Genomic DNA, 18,464 nt, shown 5'->3' with positions numbered 1-18,464 from the left:
TTCCGGGTCCGCTGCTGGATGCTGCTGTGAATGCTCGAGACACGTCGTTGACGCGGCGATATACAGGCACCCGCGTTGTCCGTGTCTACCCTAGTATCCACGGTCCAGGATCGGTCGGCATGAGTGCGCGCCGGGACGCCCCAGGTGTACGAGCAGCCGCCAAGCTACCGGCGCTTACGCTGGTCGCGCGTGTCGCCGTCGGCGAAACGGTCGGGTAGCGGTCCGGAAAGTGAGGTCGTGTCGTCGGGCTCGCAGTGCGGGATCTCCGACAGCAGGCCCAGCAGTGTGCTGGGGATTCGGATCGGGTGGGAGTCGCGCAGCGCGGCACGCGCCCGGCCCTGGTCTTCCACTTCGGCCGCGCACTGAGCACACAACGAAAGGTGATGAGCGGCCCGCAGGTGTGCGTTCATCCGCAGCTCACCGTCGACGAACGCCGCGATCGCCTCGATGGACAGGTGCTCGGTCGAGCCGAATTGCCGCGGCGCGCCGACGGGCGCTTCACTCTGCGAGGCGAACTGCGCCGGCAGCCAGGAGAACGCCCGGCGGAACACATGTCCCACGTTTCCGGGGTAGGCCATTGCTGGCTCCTTTCGCTGCCACGCTTATGTCGAATGTAGCGCGGCGGACCGCGTATCCCCAGCACGATCCGGTAAAACCCCAGGATCACCGGACCAGATGGGCGCTGACGCGGGTGTTCGCGTGGTTAGCCGGCGTGCGAGTTAGGCGGACTTGGCGTGCGGTGCGTCGACGCGCATGTCATGTTCAGGATGTGCGGCCAGGTAGTCGCGCAAGGCCTGACGGCCTCGGTGTATACGGCTGCGCACGGTGCCCAGCTTCACCCCGAGGGTCGCACCGATCTCCTCGTAGGAAAGACCTTCGATGTCACAGAGCACCACCGCGGCGCGAAACTCCGGCGGCAGCGAATCCAGGGCGGCCTGCAGGTCAGGACCCAGCCGCGAATCGTGGTAGATCTGCTCGGGGTTGGGCTCGTCGGCGGGGACCCGGTCGTAGTCCTCGGGCAGTGCTTCCATCCGGATGCGCGCGCGGCGGCGGACCATGTCCAGGAACAGGTTCGTGGTGATGCGGTGCAGCCAGCCTTCGAACGTTCCGGGCTGGTAGTTCTGGACCGACCGGAAAACCCTGATGAAGGTCTCCTGGGTCAAGTCCTCGGCGTCCTGCTGGTTGCCGGACAGCCGGTAGGCCAGGCGGTACACCCGGTCGGCATGCTGGCGCACCAGCTCGTCCCATGACGGCATGGTCGCCTTGTCCCCGGTCGCGTCGAAAACCGCGGTGCCGTGTGGCTGGTCAAGTGGTTCCGCCCACTCGTCGTCACGGATCACCTGCGGGTGAGACATCGTGGTCGGGTTCAAGATGGTGATAATCAAATCCTCCGAGTTTGCCTTGCCGTCGGGGTTGGGCAGTTCGACACCGGCAACGCGATGCTGCGACTGGGTATTCCCGGTATTCCCGGGTGTATTCCCCGCCCAGCGACCTCCGCGTTCCATACGGATACCGTCGCGTACCGGGGTGTGGACCATATAAAAGCAATCTGAGGGTTGGCTGAGAAACCATATCGTTACCCGCGTTACGCAGCGCATATTCAGTGAAAGTGACGTACGTCGCCTTTCAGGTGTTTCGGCGTGTCGCGCAGCCCGGCTCAGGCGCGCCTGCACCCGACCCCGGATAGACATGACATACGCTGCGGAGCATGGACGGTACCGATAGCAGCTCGGTCACCCCCGGCCAGGCGGCCCCCAGCCGAGCCGAAGCACTCTCCGCGCACGCCGAGGGGTCGATATCGGAAGACCAGATCCTGGCGGCTGCCCGCGAGCGTGCGGTGGACATCGGCGCCGGGGCGGTGACGCCGGCGGTTGGAGCGCTGCTGAGCCTGCTGACCAAGCTCAGCGGCGGCAAGGCCGTCGCCGAGGTGGGCACCGGTGCGGGCGTCAGCGGCCTCTGGCTGTTGTCGGGCATGAGCGACGACGGTGTCTTGACCACGATCGACATCGAGCCCGAATACCTGCGGCTGGCCAAACAAGCCTTCTCCGAGGCGGGCATCGGGCCGTCGCGGACCAGGCTGATCAGCGGTCGCGCGCAAGAGGTGCTGACCCGGCTCGCCGACGACTCCTATGACCTGGTGTTCATCGACGCCGACCCGATCGACCAGCCAGAATACGTCGTCGAGGGCGTGCGGCTGTTGCGGTCCGGCGGAGTCATCGTCGTGCACCGGGCGGCCCTGGGCGGGCGGGCCGGCGATCCCGCGGCACGCGACGACGAAGTGGTTGCGGTGCGTGAGGCGGCCCGGCTCATCGCCGAGGACGAGCGGCTGACGCCCGCTCTGATACCGCTCGGCGACGGCTTGCTGGCCGCGGTCCGCGACTAGTTCCGCCGAGCAGACGCAAAATCGCCCAAAACTCGTCGTTTTGAGGCGATTTTGCGTCTGCTCGCGGGTAGGGCTGCCGTGAAACGATGGGCGCGGTGATCCTCGCAATCGATCTGGGCAAGACGTCCTGCCGGGCCGCGGTGCCCGGCCGCAGGGTAGAGGGAGCGGGCGCACCTGGGCTCGCGGAGCCGGGCGGCGTACGCGCTGCGGAGACGGCGATCTTGACTCTCGCGCGCGAGCTCGGCCCGGTCGACGAGGTGATCGTAGGCGCCGCCGGCGCACTGGCAGCCCCAGACGCTGCGGGTGCGCTGGGCAATGCGCTCCTGGTCTCGCTGCGGGCTCAGCGTGTCGCGGTGACGAGCGACGCCGTACTCGCGCACGCGGGCGCGCTGAACGGGAAGCCGGGTGTCGTACTGATCGCGGGCACCGGCGTCGCCGCGATCGCGCTCGACGCGGATGGCACACTGCGGACCGCCGATGGCTGGGGGCCATGGCTGGGTGACGAGGGCGGTGGCGCGTGGATCGGCGCGGCCGGGTTGCGCGCGGCATTGCGCGCCTACGACGGTCGCGGCCCGTCGACCACCCTGTTGGAGGCCGCCCGCGCCCGTTTCGGCGCGCCGGAGAGCTGGCCCGTGCAGTTCACCAGCGCCGCCGCTGTCGCGTCGTTCGCGCCCGACGTCTTCGCGGCGCAGGATGACGCCGCGGCGGTATCGATCGTCAGTGCCGCCGCCGAGGCGCTCGCCGCGACTGCCCGCGCGGCCGGGCATGGCCCGGTGGCGATGGTCGGCGGACTGGCGGGCGTCGAGGCGCTGCGCAGGCAGCTCGATCTGGTTCCGGCTGCCGGCGATGCTCTCGACGGCGCGCTGCGGCTCACGGCGATCCACGAGCCGCACGTCATCCGTCTGCAATCGACTGCGACCGTGCACGGGCTCGACGCGCTCGCTACCGAGGCCGTGCGGCCAGCCTTGGACGACCTCGACATCCGGCCGATCGGCGAGGTCGTCGCGCTGCTTGTCGCCGCCGAGGGTGAGGCGCATGGTGCGGTCGTGGCGGCGGTCCGCCAGATCACCGCGGCGGCCGAGGCGATCGCCGCACGGCTGGAGGGCGGCGGCCGCCTGATCTACGCCGGCGCCGGGACGCCCGGGCGGCTCGGCGTGCTCGACGCGGCCGAGTGCGGGCCGACGTTCGGCACCGATTTGGTGCGCGCCGTGATCGCCGGCGGGCCTGCGGCATTGACCGAGGCCATCGAGGGCGCGGAAGACACGTTTGATCCCGCCGATCTCACCGATCTGACCGCCGCGGATGCGCTCGTCGGGATCACGGCCTCGGGCCGCACGCCCTACGTGCTGGGCGCGCTCGCGCACGCGCGTGCGGTCGGTGCGCTGACCGTCGCGATCGTCAACAATCCGGGCAGCGAGGCGACCGCCGACGTGGTGATCGAACTGCTGACCGGACCCGAGGTGCTGGCCGGTTCCACCCGGCTGACCGCGGGAACCGCCCAGAAGATCGTGTTGAATGCGCTGTCGACGAGCGTGATGATCGCGCTCGGCAAGGCCTACGGCCCGCGGATGGTCGACGTGCGGCTGACCAACTCGAAGGTGCGCCGCCGCGTGGTGCGGATTGTCTGCGAGGCGGCCGGCGTCGACGAGGAGGCCGCGACCGCCGCGCTCGCCGCCGCCGATGGTCACGCCAAGACCGCGATCGTCGCGCTGCTCGCGGGGGTCGACGTGGCCGAGGCCGCCAGCCGGCTCGAGCGGGCGCGGGGACGCGTTCGGGACGCGCTCGGCGAGGCCTGAGAGCGACGAGGTCGACGGCTACAGCTGTGCTACGTTCGTAGCATGTCCGAAGTTGCCTCCCGGGAACTACGTAATGACACTGCAGGGCTGCTACGGCGCGTGCAGGCGGGTGAAGATATCACCGTCACCGTCAAAGGCAAGGCGGTGGCACTTCTCACCGCCTTGCGGCCCACCCGGAACAGATGGCTGAGCCGAGACGAACTACTGCGCAGGCTTGACCGCGCCCAAGCCGATCCGGGCTTGCGTCAGCAGCTCGCCGAGCTGGCCGGGGACACCACCGACGACCTCGGTCCACTGCTGTGACTTCCGCCGGCGTGCTCGATACGTCGATGTTCATCGCAGCGGAGAATGGCCGCAGACTGAATATGTCGCTGGTTCCAGACGAAGTGGCGACCACCGTAGTCACGGTGGCAGAGCTCAATCTCGGCGTACTCGCGGCAGTCTCGACGGATATTCGGGCGCAACGATTGGCAACGCTTGATGCGATCTCTGACATGGTCGCCTTACCAGTCGACGATGACGCAGCGCGCATGTGGGCGCGACTTCGAATCCACTTGGCAGAGAACCGTCGTCGGGTCCGCATCAACGATCTTTGGATCGCGGCCATTGCCGCTTCGCGAGGGCTGCCCGTTGTGACGCAAGACGGTGGCTTTGATCCGCTCGACGGCGTCGCCGGATTGACCATCGTTCGCGTCTAGCTCTTGCCCAGCAAGCGAGTCGATCGGCACGCCTACGGCCCTGCATCTCGCTCGCGGCCTTCGCCGCCGCGTCATCGTTGGGGAAGCTGGATCACTCTCGACACGCAACAGACAACTCGCAGCCAGTGACCACGCGGCGCCGAAACCTTTACGGAATCTTGACGCGCGTCGCCTTGACACTCGGCTGAACGCACGTTTAGCGTGCTGAACATGCGTTCAACCGACCTGACCGCTACCGCTCGAATCCGCGACGCGGCCATCGAGCAGTGGGGGCAGTACGGCTTCAGCGTGGGGCTACGCACCATCGCCGAAGCCGCGGGAGTGAGCGCCGCGCTGGTGATCCACCACTTCGGCTCCAAGGAGGGGCTGCGGAAAGCTTGTGACGACTTCATCGCCGAAGAGATCCGCACCGGGAAGTCGGAAGCGATGCAGTCCACGGACCCTGCCACCTGGTTTGCCGCAATGGCCGAGATCGAGGACTACGCGCCGCTGATGGCCTACCTGGTACGCAGTATGCAAACCGGCGGCGAGTTGGCAACGACGCTGTGGCAGAAGATGATCGACGATGCCGAGGCGTACCTGGATGAGGGGGTGCGGACGGGACTGCTCAGGCCCAGCCGCAACCCGCGCGCCAGAGCCAGGTATCTGTCGATAACCGGTGGCGGCGGCTTCCTGCTGTACCTGCAGATGCATGAAACCCCAACGGATCTGCGGGCGGTCCTGCGCGACTACGCCCGCGACATGGTACTGCCCGCACTGGAGCTCTACACCGACGGCTTGATGACCGACCGCACCATGTACGACGCGTTCCTTGCCGCAGAGGATGAAGGAGAATCGCATGTCAGTTGACAATTGCCCGCCTATCGAAATCCGGGGTCTGACAAAGAACTTCGGTGCGGTTCGGGCGCTCGACGGACTCGACCTAACGGTGCGCCAAGGCGAAGTTCACGGCTTTCTCGGACCCAACGGCGCCGGCAAATCCACCACCATCCGCATACTGCTGGGTCTGGTGCGAGCCGACGGCGGCAGCGTCCGGTTGCTGGGCGGTGATCCGTGGACCGACGCGGTCGAGCTGCACCGCGACATCGCCTACGTGCCAGGCGATGTCACGCTGTGGCCGTCGCTGACCGGCGGTGAAACCATCGACCTGCTGGCCCGCATGCGCGGCGGCATCGACGAAAAGCGCCGCACCGAACTGATCGAGCGTTTCGACCTGGACCCGCACAAGAAGGCGCGCACCTATTCGAAGGGCAACCGCCAGAAGGTCTCCCTGATCTCAGCCTTCTCGTCACACGCCGGCCTGCTGCTGCTCGACGAGCCGAGCAGCGGATTGGACCCGTTGATGGAGAACATATTTCAGCAGTGCGTCGGCGAAGCCCGCGACCGCGGCGTGACGGTGCTGCTGTCCAGCCACATCCTGGCCGAGACCGAGGCGCTGTGCGAACGGGTGACCATCATCCGGGCCGGCAAGACCGTCGAAAGCGGCACGCTGGACTCGATGCGTCATCTCAGCCGCACCTCGATCAAGGCCGAAATGATCGGCGACCCGGGCGATATCAGGCGGATCGGCGGCGTCGAGGACGTCAGCATCGACGGCAACACGCTACGCGCCCAAGTCGACAGTGAAAGCCTCGGCGAACTCATCCGGGTACTCGGCGACGCCGGGGTGCGCAGCCTGGTCAGCCAGCCCCCGACACTCGAGGAGCTGTTCCTGCGCCATTACGACACCGCCAATGGTCAACACGAAAAGAAGGTGGCAACGCTATGAGCACCGCCGTCTTGGATCGACCACATCGTCCGGCACACCCGGCGCGCCCAACCGGCTCGAACTTCGCTGGAACACTCGCGATGTTGCGGCTCTATCTGCGGCGTGACCGAATCTCGTTGCCGCTGTGGGTATTGCTGCTGTCGGTGCCGCTGGCGACTGTCTACATCGGCAGCATCGAGAAGATCTACCCCACCGAGGCCGGCCGCGCCGGGTTCGCGGCCACCATCATGGCCAGCCCGGCGCAGCGCGCGCTCTACGGCCAGATCTACAACAACAGCCTAGGGGCCGTCGGGATCTGGAAAGCCGGGATGTTCCACACCCTGATCGCGGTAGCGGTCATCCTCACGGTCATCCGTCACACCCGCGCCGACGAGGAGTCCGGCCGCACCGAACTACTGGACTCGACCGCGGTCGGGCGCTACGCCAGCCTCACCGCGGCGCTGCTGCTGTCGTTCGGTGCGTCGATCACCACGGGTCTGATCGGGGCCGTCGGACTACTCAAGGCCGATGTCCCAGCCGCTGGGTCGCTGGCTTTCGGTGCGGCGCTGGCCTGCTCGGGATTGGTGTTCACCGCGGTGGCAGCGGTGACCGCGCAGCTGTCGCCGAGCGCGCGGTTCGCTCGCGGTACGGCGTTCGCGGTATTGGGGGCCGCCTTCACGTTGCGAGCTATCGGAGATGCGGGTTCGGGCACGCTGTCCTGGCTCTCGCCACTGGGGTGGTCACTACAGGTCAGGCCGTATGCGGGCGATCGCTGGTGGATTATGTTGCTGCACTTGGCAACGACGGTCGCGCTGACCGTGGTGGCCTACCGGCTGCTCGCCGGCCGCGATGTCGGCGCTGGACTGATCGCTGAGCGCGCCGGTCCGGGCACCGCCGCGGCGGGGCTGCGGAATGCCACCGGGCTCACCTGGCGGCTGGACCGCGGCGCGCTGCTGCTGTGGACCGTCGGCCTGTGCCTGTACGGCGTGGTGATGGGCAGCGTGGTGCACGGCATCGGCGACGAGCTGGGTGACAGCGCCGCGATCCGCGACATCGTCGCGCGGATGGGCGGCACCAGCGCGCTGGAGCGAGCTTTCATCGCGGTGGCGTTCACGATGCTGGCCATGGTGGCCGCCGCATTCGCCGTCTCGCTGACCTTGCGACTGCACCAGGAAGAGTCCGGCCAACGAGCCGAGCCGATGCTGGCCGGAGCCGTCTCCCGGACCCGCTGGCTGGCAACGCATTTAGGGGCGGCACTGATCGGGTCGGCGCTGGCGATGCTGGTCGCGGCGGTCGCAGCGGGGCTCATCTACGGCATTGCGGCCGACGACGTCGGCGGCAAGCTGGGCATCGTGGTGGGCACCGCGCTCGCGCAGCTGCCCGCCGTGTGGCTGCTGTCCGCCGTGACGGTTGCGTTGTTCGGTCTGGCGCCGAGGTTCACCCCTGTCGTATGGGGCGTGCTGATCGCATTCATCGCTTTGTATCTGATTGGTTCGTTGGCTGGCTTCCCGCAGTGGCTGCTCGACCTCGAACCCTTCGCTCACAGCCCGCGAGTGGGCGGAGGCGATTTCACCGTAGTGCCGCTGCTGTGGTTGCTCGCCATCGATGCCGTGCTGATTGCGTTGGGGGCCATGGCGTTTCGCAGGCGAGATGTGAGGTAGTTGGGCGAGCAGATGCAAAAGCCCCTGTTTCGGGGCCGAAATGGGGGATTTTGCGTCTGCTCGCGGTAGAAAAGTGAGGAGGCAGACATGAAAACCCTTGCACGGATGGCCGTTTCAGCTGCTCTGGGGTTCGCCACATTCGGCTTGATGTTGTTCTTGCCGGCCGGCACATTGCACTACTGGCAGGCGTGGCTGTTCCTCGTCGTATTCACCTTGACCACTTGGATTCCCAGCATCTACTTGATGCGCACGAACCCTGCCGCCCTGGATCGGCGCATGCGAGCCGGTCCCCTCGCGGAAGCCAGAACAGTACAGCGGATCGTCATCTCGATCGCATTGCTATCCCTGGTGGCCATGATCGTGGTCAGCGCCTTTGACCATCGCTTCGGCTGGTCGTCGGTGCCGACGACGGTGTGCTTGGTCGGCGACGTCCTGGTGGCGATCGGACTCGGACTCGCAATGATGGTGGTAGTCCAGAACAGCTACGCGGCGGCCAACGTCACCGTCGAAACGGGGCAGAAGGTCATCGCCACCGGACTGTATGGGCTTGTGCGGCACCCGATGTACACGGGAAACGTCATCATGATGGTCGGCATCCCGCTCGCACTCGGCTCGTATTGGGGGCTGATCTTCGTCGTCCCCGGGCTGTTCGTGCTCGCCGCTCGTATCCGCGATGAAGAAACACTGCTCGGGCAGGAACTGGACGGATACAACGAGTACACCCAACGGGTTCACTACCGGCTCGTCCCCTACGTCTGGTAACCGGAAAGAAGTCGATCATGAAGACCACCCTGCAAGCCCTGAGTTACGGATTTGTCGTCGTGGTCGTATTCGGCCTGCTGTTGTTCTGGCCGGCAGGCACTTTCGACTACTGGCAGGCATGGGCGTTCCTGGGGATCTATGTCGTCGCGGCGGTCGCCGCCAGCATCTACTGGGGCGTCACGAACCCCGCCGTCCTGCAGCGGCGGATGCGCGGCGGCCCGGTGGCTGAAACTCGTACCGCGCAAAAGCTCGCCAGCACAGGCATATTCGTGGCGTTTGCCGCTCTGATGGTGGTCAGTGCGCTGGATCATCGGTTCGGGTGGTCGTCAGTGCCAGTGGCCGTGTGCCTGATCGGCGAAGTTTTGGTCGCCGTTGGGTTGGGTCTGGGCATCATGACCGTCGTCCAGAACAGTTACGCCGCCGCCAACATCACTGTCGAGGCGGAGCAGCGGGTGATTTCCACCGGCCTGTACGGGTTGGTCCGCCATCCGATGTACTTCTCCGCCGTGATCATGATGACCGGCATTCCGTTGGCGCTCGGTTCCTACTGGGGGCTGGCGGGCACGGTTTTCGGTGGGCTCATGCTCAAGCTTCGCATTGACGACGAGGAGAACATGCTCGAGCGCGAGTTGGCGGGGTACGCGGAGTACAAGCAGAAAGTGCATTCGCGGGTGGTGCCATTCGTCTGGTGATCGGGCGCGCAGACGCGAAAGCCCGCACCTCGCGTTAAAGCCAGGTGCCCTTGCCCACGGCGACCACGCCACCCGCGCTGATCGCAAAGCGTTCGCGGTCCTTCTCCAGATCCACTCCGACCATCTCGCCGGGTCCCACGACGACGTTCTTGTCCAGAATCGCGTGGCGTACCACCGCGCCGCGGCCGACGCGGGCGCCGGGCATGATGACACTTCCCTCGACGATCGCACCGTCGTCGACCACGACGTTGGACGACAGGACGGAATTGCGCACCGACGCCGCCGAGATGATGCTGCCCGCACCCACCACCGACTCCTGAGCAGAGCCGCCATTGACGAACTTCGCCGGCGCCAGGTTCTCCGACTCGCCGCGAATCGGCCAGCGCTTGTTGTACAGGTTGAAGACGGGATGCACAGACACCAGGTCCATATGCGCGTCGTAGAACGCATCCAGCGTCCCCACGTCACGCCAGTAGCCGCGGTCGCGGTCGGTGGCGCCGGGCACGTCGTTGTGGTCGAAGTCGTACACCGCGGCCATTCCGTCGGCTACCAGACGCGGGATGATGTCGCCACCCATGTCGTGATCGGAGTGATCGTCGTCGGCGTCGGCGCGAATCGCGTCTATGAGCACCTTGGTGGTGAAGATGTAGTTGCCCATCGAGACGAACGTGGTGTCGGGGTCGTCGGGCGTCCCGGGCGGTTCCAGCGGCTTCTCCAGGAAGCCCCGGATACGCCCGGACTCGTCGGCGTCGATACAACCGAACGCGCTGGCTTCGGCACGCGCGACCCGGATGCCGGCTACCGTCGCACCGGCCCCGCTGTCGATGTGGAACCGGACCATCTGCTCGGGATCCATCCGGTACACGTGATCGGCGCCGAAAACCACGATGTAGTCGGGGTCTTCGTCGTAGATCAGATTGAGCGATTGATAGATCGCGTCGGCCGAGCCGGTGTACCAGCGTGGGCCCAGGCGCTGCTGGGCCGGCACCGGGGTGATGTACTCCCCGGCCAAGCCGGACAATCGCCAATTCTGCGAAATGTGGCGGTCCAGCGAATGCGACTTGTATTGGGTGAGAACGCAGATCCTCAGGTAACGGGCGTTGACGAGATTCGAAAGCACGAAATCGATCAGCCGGTAGGCGCCGCCGAAGGGAACCGCGGGTTTCGCGCGATCCGCGGTCAGCGGATACAGCCGCTTGCCCTCACCGCCGGCCAGGACAATCCCCAGCACGTGTGGTGCTTCCCTCATGGCCTCAAACCTATCGGCAGCTGCTAACCCCTGCCAGTGGGAACTGTCGGTTTTGCCTGTTCTGACCGGCTCTGAAGCAAGGTGTTTAGCCCATCTCGACGAGCTGCATTCCAGACCACCCGACCCAATTGTCCGGCTCCTCCTCAGCCCGCATAGCGGGCTGCATCGTCTCCACCCGACCCAATTGTCCGGCTCCTCCTCAGCCCGCATAGCGGGCTGCATCGTCTCCACCCGACCCAATTGTCCGGCTCCTCCTCAGCCCGCATAGCGGGCTGCATCGTCTCCGAACTACGGTGCGGGTATGCGCGTGGCGATGATGACCCGGGAGTACCCTCCCGAGGTCTACGGCGGAGCCGGGGTGCATGTCACCGAACTGGTCGCCCATCTGCGCCGTCTTTGCGCTGTCGACGTGCACTGCATGGGCGCATCGCGCCCGGCCGCGTTCGCCCATCAGCCGGATCCGCGGCTGCGGGGCGCCAACGCGGCACTGTCCACCCTGTCCTCCGACCTGGTGATGGCCAACGCCGCATCGGCGGCCACCGTCGTGCATTCACACACCTGGTATGCGAACCTGGCCGGGCATCTGGCCGGGTTGCTGAACGACATCCCGCATGTGATGACCGCGCATTCGCTCGAGCCGATGCGGCCATGGAAAGCCGAGCAACTCGGCGGCGGTTACCGGGTGTCGTCATGGGTGGAGCACACCGCCGTGCTGGCCGCCGACGCCGTCATCGCGGTCAGCTCGGGCATGCGCGAGGACATGCTGCGCGTCTACCCCACCCTGGACCCGAGCCTGGTGCACGTCATCCGCAATGGCATCGATACCGGAATGTGGTACCCCGCCGAGCCGACGCGCGACGGCTCGTTGCTGGCCGAACTCGGCGTCGACACCAGCCGCCCCATCGTGGCGTTCGTCGGGCGCATCACCCGGCAGAAGGGGGTTGCCCACCTGGTGGCCGCCGCGCACCGATTCAGCGCCGACGTGCAGCTGGTGCTGTGCGCCGGCGCTCCCGACACCCCGGAGATAGCCAACGAGGTACGGTCCGCGGTGGCCAAACTGGCCCACAACCGCACCGGCGTGTTCTGGATCCGCGAAATCCTTCCAATCCGAAAGCTTCGCGAAATACTCTCGGCGGCAACTGTTTTCGTATGCCCTTCGGTTTACGAGCCATTGGGCATCGTGAACCTGGAGGCGATGGCCTGCGGCACGCCGGTGGTGGCCTCCGACGTCGGCGGGATACCGGAAGTGGTGGCCGACGGAATCACCGGGTCGCTGGTGCCCTACGACGCCCACGACATATCGGGTTACGAGACCAAATTGGCCGAAGCGGTCAACGAGCTCGTCGCCGACCCCGAACGAGCCGAAAGCTACGGAAATGCAGGACGTCAGCGCTGCATCGAGGAATTCTCCTGGACCCGCGTCGCCGAGCAGACACTGGACATCTACCGGAAGGTGTGCGAGTAACGCCGAGGAGTTAGCCGGGCGGGCAGGCTAGCTGGTAACGCCCTTGAGTTCGTCACCCAGCGCGGCGGCTTCGTCGGGCGTCAGCTCGACGACGAGTCGGCCACCGCCCTCGAGTGGTACCCGCATAACGATGCCGCGCCCCTCTTTGGTTGCTTCCAGGGGACCGTCTCCGGTCCGGGGCTTCATCGCCGCCATCGAGTGCTCCCTCCAGATCCGAGCTGGTCCGCGGTCGCGAACCTGGCCGGCGCCGAGCATGCCCCGCCAGTGGATTTCCAGTCATACCCGACATTGAACTGCCAAATCACCCCTCCATTGTTCCCTATGCGGGTGACCAAGTGCACAAGACCCGGCTCTCAGGCCCTCACGGGCGCAGCGGGGCCACCCAGCAACTGCGGATATGGTCGTCGACCATGCCGGTTGCCTGCATCAGCGCATAGGCGGTGGTGGGCCCGACGAACCGGAACCCGCGCCGTTTCAGCTCGCGCGCCATGGCCTTCGATTCCGCACTGGCCGAGGGAATTTCGGCGAGATCGACGGGCCGCGGGCGGGGCGGCGGCGCGAACGACCACAGCAACTCGGACAGCTCTTCGGGAGATCCCAGTTCAGCGGCCGCGCGCGCGTTGGCGATGGTCGCCTCGATCTTTGCCCGGTTGCGCACGATTCCGACATCGGCCAGCAACCGCTGCACATCGGCATCGGTGTAGCGCGCGACCTTCTCGATGTCGAACCCGGAGAACGCGCGCCGGAAGTTCTCCCGCTTGCGCAGGATGATCAGCCACGACAGCCCACTCTGAAAGGCCTCCAGGCTCATCCGCTCGAACAAAGCCACGCCACCGCGCAGCGGACGGCCCCATTCCTGGTCGTGATATTTCCGGTACAAATCGAAGTCAGGCCCGGGCCGCGCGATCGCCCAGCCGCAGCGAACCAGCCCGTCTTCGCTCAAGTCGCTCACGGCGGGTCCGGACGGTCTGGAACGACGGCCTCGCCGTCCGCGACGTCCGACTCATCCGTCTCAGCATCGTGCGGCGGCGGCTTGGCGTCGGCGGCGGCGTGGACCGCGGCCAACTGGCCGCGCAGCGCCTCCAGCTCACGACCCAGCCGGTCCAGTACCCAGTCGACCTCGCTGGTCTTGTATCCCCGCAGCACCTGGGTGAACTTGACGGCGTCGACATCGGCGCCGGTGACCCCGAATGCGGGCAACACAGTCACCGTCGTCCCTCGCGGCAGGGGCGGCAGCTGCTCGCCCCGGCCGAACAGCAGACTGGCAGCGCCGAATAAAACCACCGCCACCAGGACCAGCACCACCAGATACAGCAATACCAACGCCACGTCGTCGATCTTGCCCTACGGTTCCGACAACCTGTTTTTCAGCCGAGCCGTTTTTCGGCCGAGCCGTCGATCAGCGTGGCCGCAACACATTCATCGGCGGTCGGTCCAGCAGCGACACCGCGGTGGTGTGCTGGGTGGCAAGGGAATAGCCAAAACCGTCGGGGCCGTCGGCGAAGAACTGGGTCAACCCTGCCCCCGAGTCAGGGATCCCGCAGCGCGAGAAGAGGGTCGCTATGACCTGACGGCTCATTGCGCCCAGTTCGGTCAGCGGCCGGTTGCGGTGCGCCCGAACACCCAGGTTGACTTGCGCGATCGCATCCAGACCCAACCGGTCGAAGGTGTCCACCAGCAGGCCGATCTCCACGCCGTAGCCCGGCGCGAACGGCAGCGACGTCAACAGTTCCCGGCTGGCCGCGTACTCGCCTCCCAGCGGCTGCAGCACGCAGCCCAGCTCCGGCCGCAGCGCGGCCAACAGCGGCCGGGCCACCAGCTCGGTGACCCGCCCGCCCCCCGTCGACGCTTCAGCCGACTCAGTCGCGTCACCGTCGCGTGCCCCGCCGATCTTTAACGGCCGCCGGTAGAAGCCCTTGACCAAGTGAATGCCGTCGCCGGTGAGCAGCGGGCCGACCAGCCAGGGCACGAACATCGGGTGCGGGTTGATCAGGTCGGAATCGACGAAAACCACGATGTCGCCGCTGGTAGCCGCGAGTGAGCGCCACAGCGCCTCACCCTTACCGGGCCGCGTCGGAACCTCGGGTAGAGCTTGTTCACGGCTGACGACGCGGGCGCCGGCCGCGATCGCGCGGATCTCGGTGTCGTCTGTTGAGCCGGAGTCCAGCACAATCAGCTCGTCGACCAGGCCGCAACGGCCTTGGAGGCCCCTGACCAGCGGCGAGATGCTGTCGATCACCGATTCGACGGTTTGTTCCTCGTTGAGCGCGGGCAGCACCACCGAGATCGTCCGCCCGGCCTTCGCGGCTTCCAATTCGCCGACCGTCCAGCGGGGACGGTTCCAGCTTCGCTCAGCCAGCCAAGTGTCTTTCGGCCCCGCGCCATCGCTGGTGAGGTCGCCGATCAGCTCCGATGCAGTCATGCGAGTCCCCTCACGGTGCGCGCCGGCGCGCGCGTCCCCTGGATCGACGCCACCATCTCCAGCACCCGCCGGGTAGCGGCGACCTGATGCACCCGGAACATCCGCGCTCCAGCGGCCGCCGCCAGTGCGGTGGCTGCCAATGTTCCCTCGAGCCGTTCGGTCAATTCCACGCCCAGAGTCTCCCCGACGAAGTCCTTATTGCTCAAAGCCATGAGCACGGGCCATCCGGTCATAACAAGATCGGCCACGTGGCGCAACAGGAGCAAGCTGTGGAAGGTGTTCTTGCCGAAATCGTGCGTCGGGTCGATCAGCACCCTGTCACGGGCTACACCGGCCGCGACCGCCCGCTCGGCGGCGGCGGTGACCTGCCGGATCACGTCGTCCACCACACCGCGGGTAGTCGTACCGTAGCTCACCCGGAAGGGCCGTGTGCGTGGCTGTGCGCCGCCGGTGTGCGAACACACCAGGCCGGCGCCGAACTCGGCGGCCACCTCGGGCAGGGCCGGGTCGATGCCGCCCCAGGTGTCGTTGATGATGTCCGCGCCCGCCGCGCAGGCCACCCTGGCCACTTCTGAGCGCCAGGTGTCGACGCTGATCAGCTGGTCCGGGTAGGTGTCACGGATCCACTCGATGTAGGGCACCAGCCGGGCGATCTCCGTGTCCGTATCGACGTCCTGGCCGGGGCCCGCTTTGACACCGCCGACGTCGATGACATCGGCGCCGTCGGCGACGGCCTGGTGTGCGGCGGCCCTGGCAGCCTCGTCGGTGAAATTCGAGCCCCGGTCGTAGAAGGAATCCGGGGTGCGGTTGACGATCGCCATGATCAGCGCCCGATCCCCTGCGACCGGACGGCCGCACAGCGTCGATAGGCCGGCGGGCGCCGGCGGTGTCGAACAGCCAACCGGCTCAGTTGCACGCACCCGTCCATAGTGCCTGGTCACCGGGAAGAGCCCGGTCCGGGGATGGATCGAGCCTGCATCCAGGGCTGGCGACCGGGCCCGTTGCGGGCCCTGAGCGCAGTTTCGGCGCCACCGACGCAGACTCGCCGACAGGCGACCTGCGGTGCTAGCCCTGCGGTCGCTTACCGGCCGAAACCTCGTCGGGGTACTCGGCGTAGAACGGCACGTAGCCCTCGTCGCGGCCGGCCAGCACGTAAAGGGGGTCTTTGACGTCGGCGCCGTATGCCTGATCGCGCAGCTCCACTTTGCGGCTCTTGAATGTCGACGTGTGCTCCATCGTCTCCACCACCCGCACGAACAACGGCAGCGCGTAGGCCGGCAACTGGTCATAGACCACCCGGGCCAGGGACTTGCCGTCGAGCTCGGCGCCGTCGCGCAGCTGGACCGCCGCCATGCCGGCACGGCCACCGGTGCGCGGAATCTCGACGCCGTAGACCGTGCACTCCTCGACGGCGGCGTCGGACCCCACGGCCGCCTCGACCTGCGTGGTGGCCACGTTCTCGCCCTTCCAGCGGAAGGTGTCGCCGAGCCGGTCGACGAAGGCGGCATGAGCCATTCCCTGCGGGCTCAGCACGTCACCGGTGTTGAACCAGCAGTCGCCCTCCTTGAAAGCGTTGCGCACCAGCTTCTTTTCGCTGGACTCCTTGTCGGTGTATCCGTCGAACGGCGCCAGCCTGTTGACCGGGCTGAGCGCCAGGCCCGGTTGACCGGAAGGCACCCGGCGCACCCGGCCGCTGTCGTCACGCAGCGGCGCGCCGGTGTCGGGGTCGTACTCCACGTAGGCCAACGGCGTCGGGCAGATCCCCGTGGTCTTGGGCACGTTGAAGATGTTGATGAAGGCCATGTTGCCCTCGCTGGCCGCGTAGAACTCGCACACCCGCGCGATGCCGAACCGTTCGGTGAACTCTTCCCAGATCTCTGGCCGCAGCCCGTTGCCGCCGATCACGCGCACTTTGTGCCCGCGGTCGGTCGGCTTCGGCGGCTGGTTGAGCAGATATCGGCAGAGCTCGCCGATGTAGATGAACGCCGTGGCCTGGCTGGCGATCACCTCGTCCCAGAATCGCGACGCCGAAAACGACTTGCCCAGCGCCAGCGTCGAACCCGAGTTGATGACGGACGACACCGCGACCGTCAGCGCGTTGTTGTGGTACAGCGGCAGGCAGCTGTACAACGTGTCGGAACCCTTGAGCCGCAGCCCGAGACCGCCGAAGCCGGCCAATGCGGCCAGCCACCGTCGATGCGTCATCACACTGGCCTTGGGGAAGCCCGTGGTGCCCGAGGTGAAGATGTAGAACGCGGTGTCCTTTGCCAGCACCGCCGACGCCGACGCCGGGTTGGTGGCGGGAGCGCTCACCGCGAATCGCTCCAAGTCCTCGACGGTCAGCGTCTCAGTGCCGCCCGCGCCACCGGCCTCGGTGACGGCGCTGACCAGGTCGGTCTCCGCGACCAGCACCTTGGCGTCCAGCAGGCCCAGGCTGTGCGCCAGCACCTCGCCACGCTGGTGGTAGTTGAGCATGCCCGCGACCGCGCCGCACTTGACGGCGGCCAGCATCGTCAGCACCGCGTTGGGCGAGTTGCGCAGCATGATGGCCACCACGTCACCGTGACCCACACCGCGCGCGGCCAGGACCGCGGCGTACCGGTTGGCAGTCGCGTTGGCTTCGCCGTAGGTCAGCTGCTGGCCGCCGAACTTCAAAAAGACTCGGTCGGCGTATCGCGCTGCCCGGTCCTGGAACACCGTGCCAATCGACTTCTTGGAGTTCGGCTGGGCCGACAGCCCGGTCACCGCACCGCGCAGGATCACCGGCAGGTCGGCCAGCACCCCGGGTACCCGGGCCGCGATGTCGGTCAATTTGACCCGGCGGTCCCGCGTGCGCGCTCCCTGATTGTGATCGGACACGGTGATCCCTCCCTTAAGGCAGTGGCCGATCGACCTCAGGCGGATCCGTCGGGCCGGCACTCCTCGATTGCGGCACCCACCTTATCGACCAGCACCAGCCGATCCATCGCTAGCTGCGAGATGTATCCGTTGTCGAGCAGTCCGTTCAGCCACATCCACAAGTCTTCATAGTGCCCCCAGGGATCCAACATCACTATCGGCTTGTCGTGCAGACCGAGAACGCCCGAAGTCCACGCGTCGAACAATTCGTCGACGGTCCCGATCCCGCCCGGCAGCGTGATGAACGCATCGGCACGGTCTTCCATGATCTGCTTCCGCTCACTCATGGTGTCGGTGACGATCAGCTCGTCGGCGTTGGTGTCGGCGACCTCGCGGCGCATCAAGGTTTGCGGGATGACGCCGACGGTCCGGCCACCGCGTGCCCGGGCCGCGCTGGCCAGCGCACCCATCGCCGACACGCGCCCGCCGCCCCACACCAGCGTCCAGCCCCGCTCTGCGATCGCCTCGCCCAAGTCGGCGGCGAGCTCGAGCAATTCGGGGTGCGTGGGCGTGGCCGCACAGAACACACAAACCGCCCACTCGCTGGAGGAATCGCGTTTCGGGCGCATATCCGCCAAAGGTAAACCAAGATCCGAAGCACCCACCGTCGGGGCCAGTGACGATCGCAAGCGCGGCGTAGCCGGGCGCAGCGGGTCGTCACCATCGGAGCCAGGGCCGTGCACCCATGCCA

Annotated in this window: 20 protein-coding genes and 1 pseudogene; 11 read left to right on the top strand and 10 right to left on the bottom strand. The window is 66.8% G+C overall.

Translation table 11 applies throughout. The annotated features are described in order from the left end of the window. Window positions 1-164: 164 nt before the first annotated feature. Both rseA and sigE read right to left on the bottom strand, forming a co-directional pair. Complete coding sequence (gene rseA, locus AC5Y21_RS01180) at window positions 165-578, bottom strand: anti-sigma E factor RseA (RefSeq protein ID WP_499908563.1); 414 nt, start codon at window positions 576-578, stop codon at window positions 165-167. 141 nt (window positions 579-719) lie between these two features. Then, a complete protein-coding gene (gene sigE, locus AC5Y21_RS01175) occupies window positions 720-1,505 on the bottom strand; it encodes an RNA polymerase sigma factor SigE (RefSeq protein ID WP_499908561.1) in 786 nt (261 codons plus the stop codon). A 203-nt stretch (window positions 1,506-1,708) separates the two neighbouring features. Here sigE and AC5Y21_RS01170 point away from each other — a divergent pair, with 203 nt between their 5' ends. The 10 genes and pseudogenes from AC5Y21_RS01170 to AC5Y21_RS01125 all read left to right on the top strand — a co-directional run bounded on the left by AC5Y21_RS01170 (window position 1,709) and on the right by AC5Y21_RS01125 (window position 9,739). After that, window positions 1,709-2,383: an O-methyltransferase gene (locus AC5Y21_RS01170; protein WP_499908559.1), complete on the top strand. Its 675-nt coding sequence runs from the start codon at window positions 1,709-1,711 to the stop codon at window positions 2,381-2,383. Window positions 2,384-2,469: 86 nt separating this feature from the next. Beyond that, window positions 2,470-3,201, top strand: a pseudogene (locus AC5Y21_RS01165) (BadF/BadG/BcrA/BcrD ATPase family protein); the annotation flags it as partial. Window positions 3,202-3,303: 102 nt separating this feature from the next. Beyond that, window positions 3,304-4,179, top strand: a complete 876-nt coding sequence (locus AC5Y21_RS01160) for an N-acetylmuramic acid 6-phosphate etherase (RefSeq protein WP_499908933.1) — start codon at window positions 3,304-3,306, stop codon at window positions 4,177-4,179. 42 nt (window positions 4,180-4,221) lie between these two features. Next, entirely contained in the window at window positions 4,222-4,482 is a 261-nt protein-coding gene (locus tag AC5Y21_RS01155) for a type II toxin-antitoxin system Phd/YefM family antitoxin (protein ID WP_499908557.1), read from the top strand. Continuing rightward, entirely contained in the window at window positions 4,479-4,877 is a 399-nt protein-coding gene (locus AC5Y21_RS01150) for a type II toxin-antitoxin system VapC family toxin (RefSeq protein ID WP_499908555.1), read from the top strand. The genes AC5Y21_RS01155 and AC5Y21_RS01150 overlap by 4 nt, the downstream gene beginning before the upstream one ends. 210 nt (window positions 4,878-5,087) lie before the next feature. After that, entirely contained in the window at window positions 5,088-5,726 is a 639-nt protein-coding gene (locus AC5Y21_RS01145; RefSeq protein WP_499908553.1) for a TetR/AcrR family transcriptional regulator, read from the top strand. Further along, window positions 5,716-6,645, top strand: a complete 930-nt coding sequence (locus AC5Y21_RS01140; protein WP_499908551.1) for an ABC transporter ATP-binding protein — start codon at window positions 5,716-5,718, stop codon at window positions 6,643-6,645. Before AC5Y21_RS01145 ends, AC5Y21_RS01140 begins: the two co-directional genes overlap by 11 nt. Continuing rightward, window positions 6,642-8,285, top strand: a complete 1,644-nt coding sequence (locus AC5Y21_RS01135; protein WP_499908549.1) for an ABC transporter permease — start codon at window positions 6,642-6,644, stop codon at window positions 8,283-8,285. The genes AC5Y21_RS01140 and AC5Y21_RS01135 overlap by 4 nt, the downstream gene beginning before the upstream one ends. Window positions 8,286-8,372: 87 nt before the next feature. Continuing rightward, window positions 8,373-9,047, top strand: a complete 675-nt coding sequence (locus AC5Y21_RS01130) for a methyltransferase family protein (RefSeq protein WP_499908547.1) — start codon at window positions 8,373-8,375, stop codon at window positions 9,045-9,047. Window positions 9,048-9,064: 17 nt separating this feature from the next. Continuing rightward, window positions 9,065-9,739: a methyltransferase family protein gene (locus AC5Y21_RS01125; RefSeq protein WP_499908545.1), complete on the top strand. Its 675-nt coding sequence runs from the start codon at window positions 9,065-9,067 to the stop codon at window positions 9,737-9,739. Between the two features lie 34 nt (window positions 9,740-9,773). Here the strand turns inward: AC5Y21_RS01125 and glgC are convergent, their stop codons facing one another. After that, window positions 9,774-10,988, bottom strand: coding sequence for a glucose-1-phosphate adenylyltransferase (glgC, locus tag AC5Y21_RS01120; protein WP_499908543.1), 1,215 nt, complete (start codon window positions 10,986-10,988; stop codon window positions 9,774-9,776). A gap of 301 nt (window positions 10,989-11,289) precedes the next feature. Here glgC and glgA point away from each other — a divergent pair, with 301 nt between their 5' ends. Beyond that, the gene (gene glgA, locus AC5Y21_RS01115) at window positions 11,290-12,453 is read left to right on the top strand and encodes a glycogen synthase (protein ID WP_499908541.1); all 1,164 of its coding nucleotides are present in this window, start codon (window positions 11,290-11,292) and stop codon (window positions 12,451-12,453) included. A 27-nt stretch (window positions 12,454-12,480) separates the two neighbouring features. Here the strand turns inward: glgA and AC5Y21_RS01110 are convergent, their stop codons facing one another. From AC5Y21_RS01110 to log, 7 genes are all read right to left on the bottom strand, one after another. Next, entirely contained in the window at window positions 12,481-12,648 is a 168-nt protein-coding gene (locus AC5Y21_RS01110; RefSeq protein ID WP_003406247.1) for a DUF3117 domain-containing protein, read from the bottom strand. A gap of 166 nt (window positions 12,649-12,814) precedes the next feature. Next, the gene (locus tag AC5Y21_RS01105) at window positions 12,815-13,396 is read right to left on the bottom strand and encodes a DNA-3-methyladenine glycosylase I (RefSeq protein WP_499908931.1); all 582 of its coding nucleotides are present in this window, start codon (window positions 13,394-13,396) and stop codon (window positions 12,815-12,817) included. A gap of 5 nt (window positions 13,397-13,401) precedes the next feature. After that, entirely contained in the window at window positions 13,402-13,782 is a 381-nt protein-coding gene (locus AC5Y21_RS01100; RefSeq protein WP_499908539.1) for a DivIVA domain-containing protein, read from the bottom strand. 70 nt (window positions 13,783-13,852) lie between these two features. Further along, window positions 13,853-14,875 carry a glucosyl-3-phosphoglycerate synthase gene (locus AC5Y21_RS01095; RefSeq protein WP_499908537.1) on the bottom strand — a complete coding sequence of 341 codons (1,023 nt, stop codon included), beginning with the start codon at window positions 14,873-14,875 and terminating at the stop codon, window positions 13,853-13,855. Next, window positions 14,872-15,696 carry a dihydropteroate synthase gene (folP, locus tag AC5Y21_RS01090; RefSeq protein WP_499908929.1) on the bottom strand — a complete coding sequence of 275 codons (825 nt, stop codon included), beginning with the start codon at window positions 15,694-15,696 and terminating at the stop codon, window positions 14,872-14,874. The genes AC5Y21_RS01095 and folP overlap by 4 nt, the downstream gene beginning before the upstream one ends. A 244-nt stretch (window positions 15,697-15,940) precedes the next feature. Next, window positions 15,941-17,734 (bottom strand): long-chain-acyl-CoA synthetase FadD6, encoded by a 1,794-nt coding sequence (gene fadD6, locus AC5Y21_RS01085; protein WP_499908535.1) that lies wholly within the window; start codon window positions 17,732-17,734, stop codon window positions 15,941-15,943. A gap of 35 nt (window positions 17,735-17,769) precedes the next feature. Continuing rightward, on the bottom strand, window positions 17,770-18,342 hold the full coding sequence (gene log, locus AC5Y21_RS01080) for a cytokinin riboside 5'-monophosphate phosphoribohydrolase (protein WP_499908533.1): 573 nt from the start codon (window positions 18,340-18,342) through the stop codon (window positions 17,770-17,772). Window positions 18,343-18,464: the final 122 nt, after the last annotated feature.

It is taken from the genome of Mycobacterium sp. NGS41, from assembly GCF_059812725.1.
The sequence above is the reverse complement of the archived record's forward strand: the minus strand, read 5'-3'. Positions and strand labels throughout refer to the sequence as shown.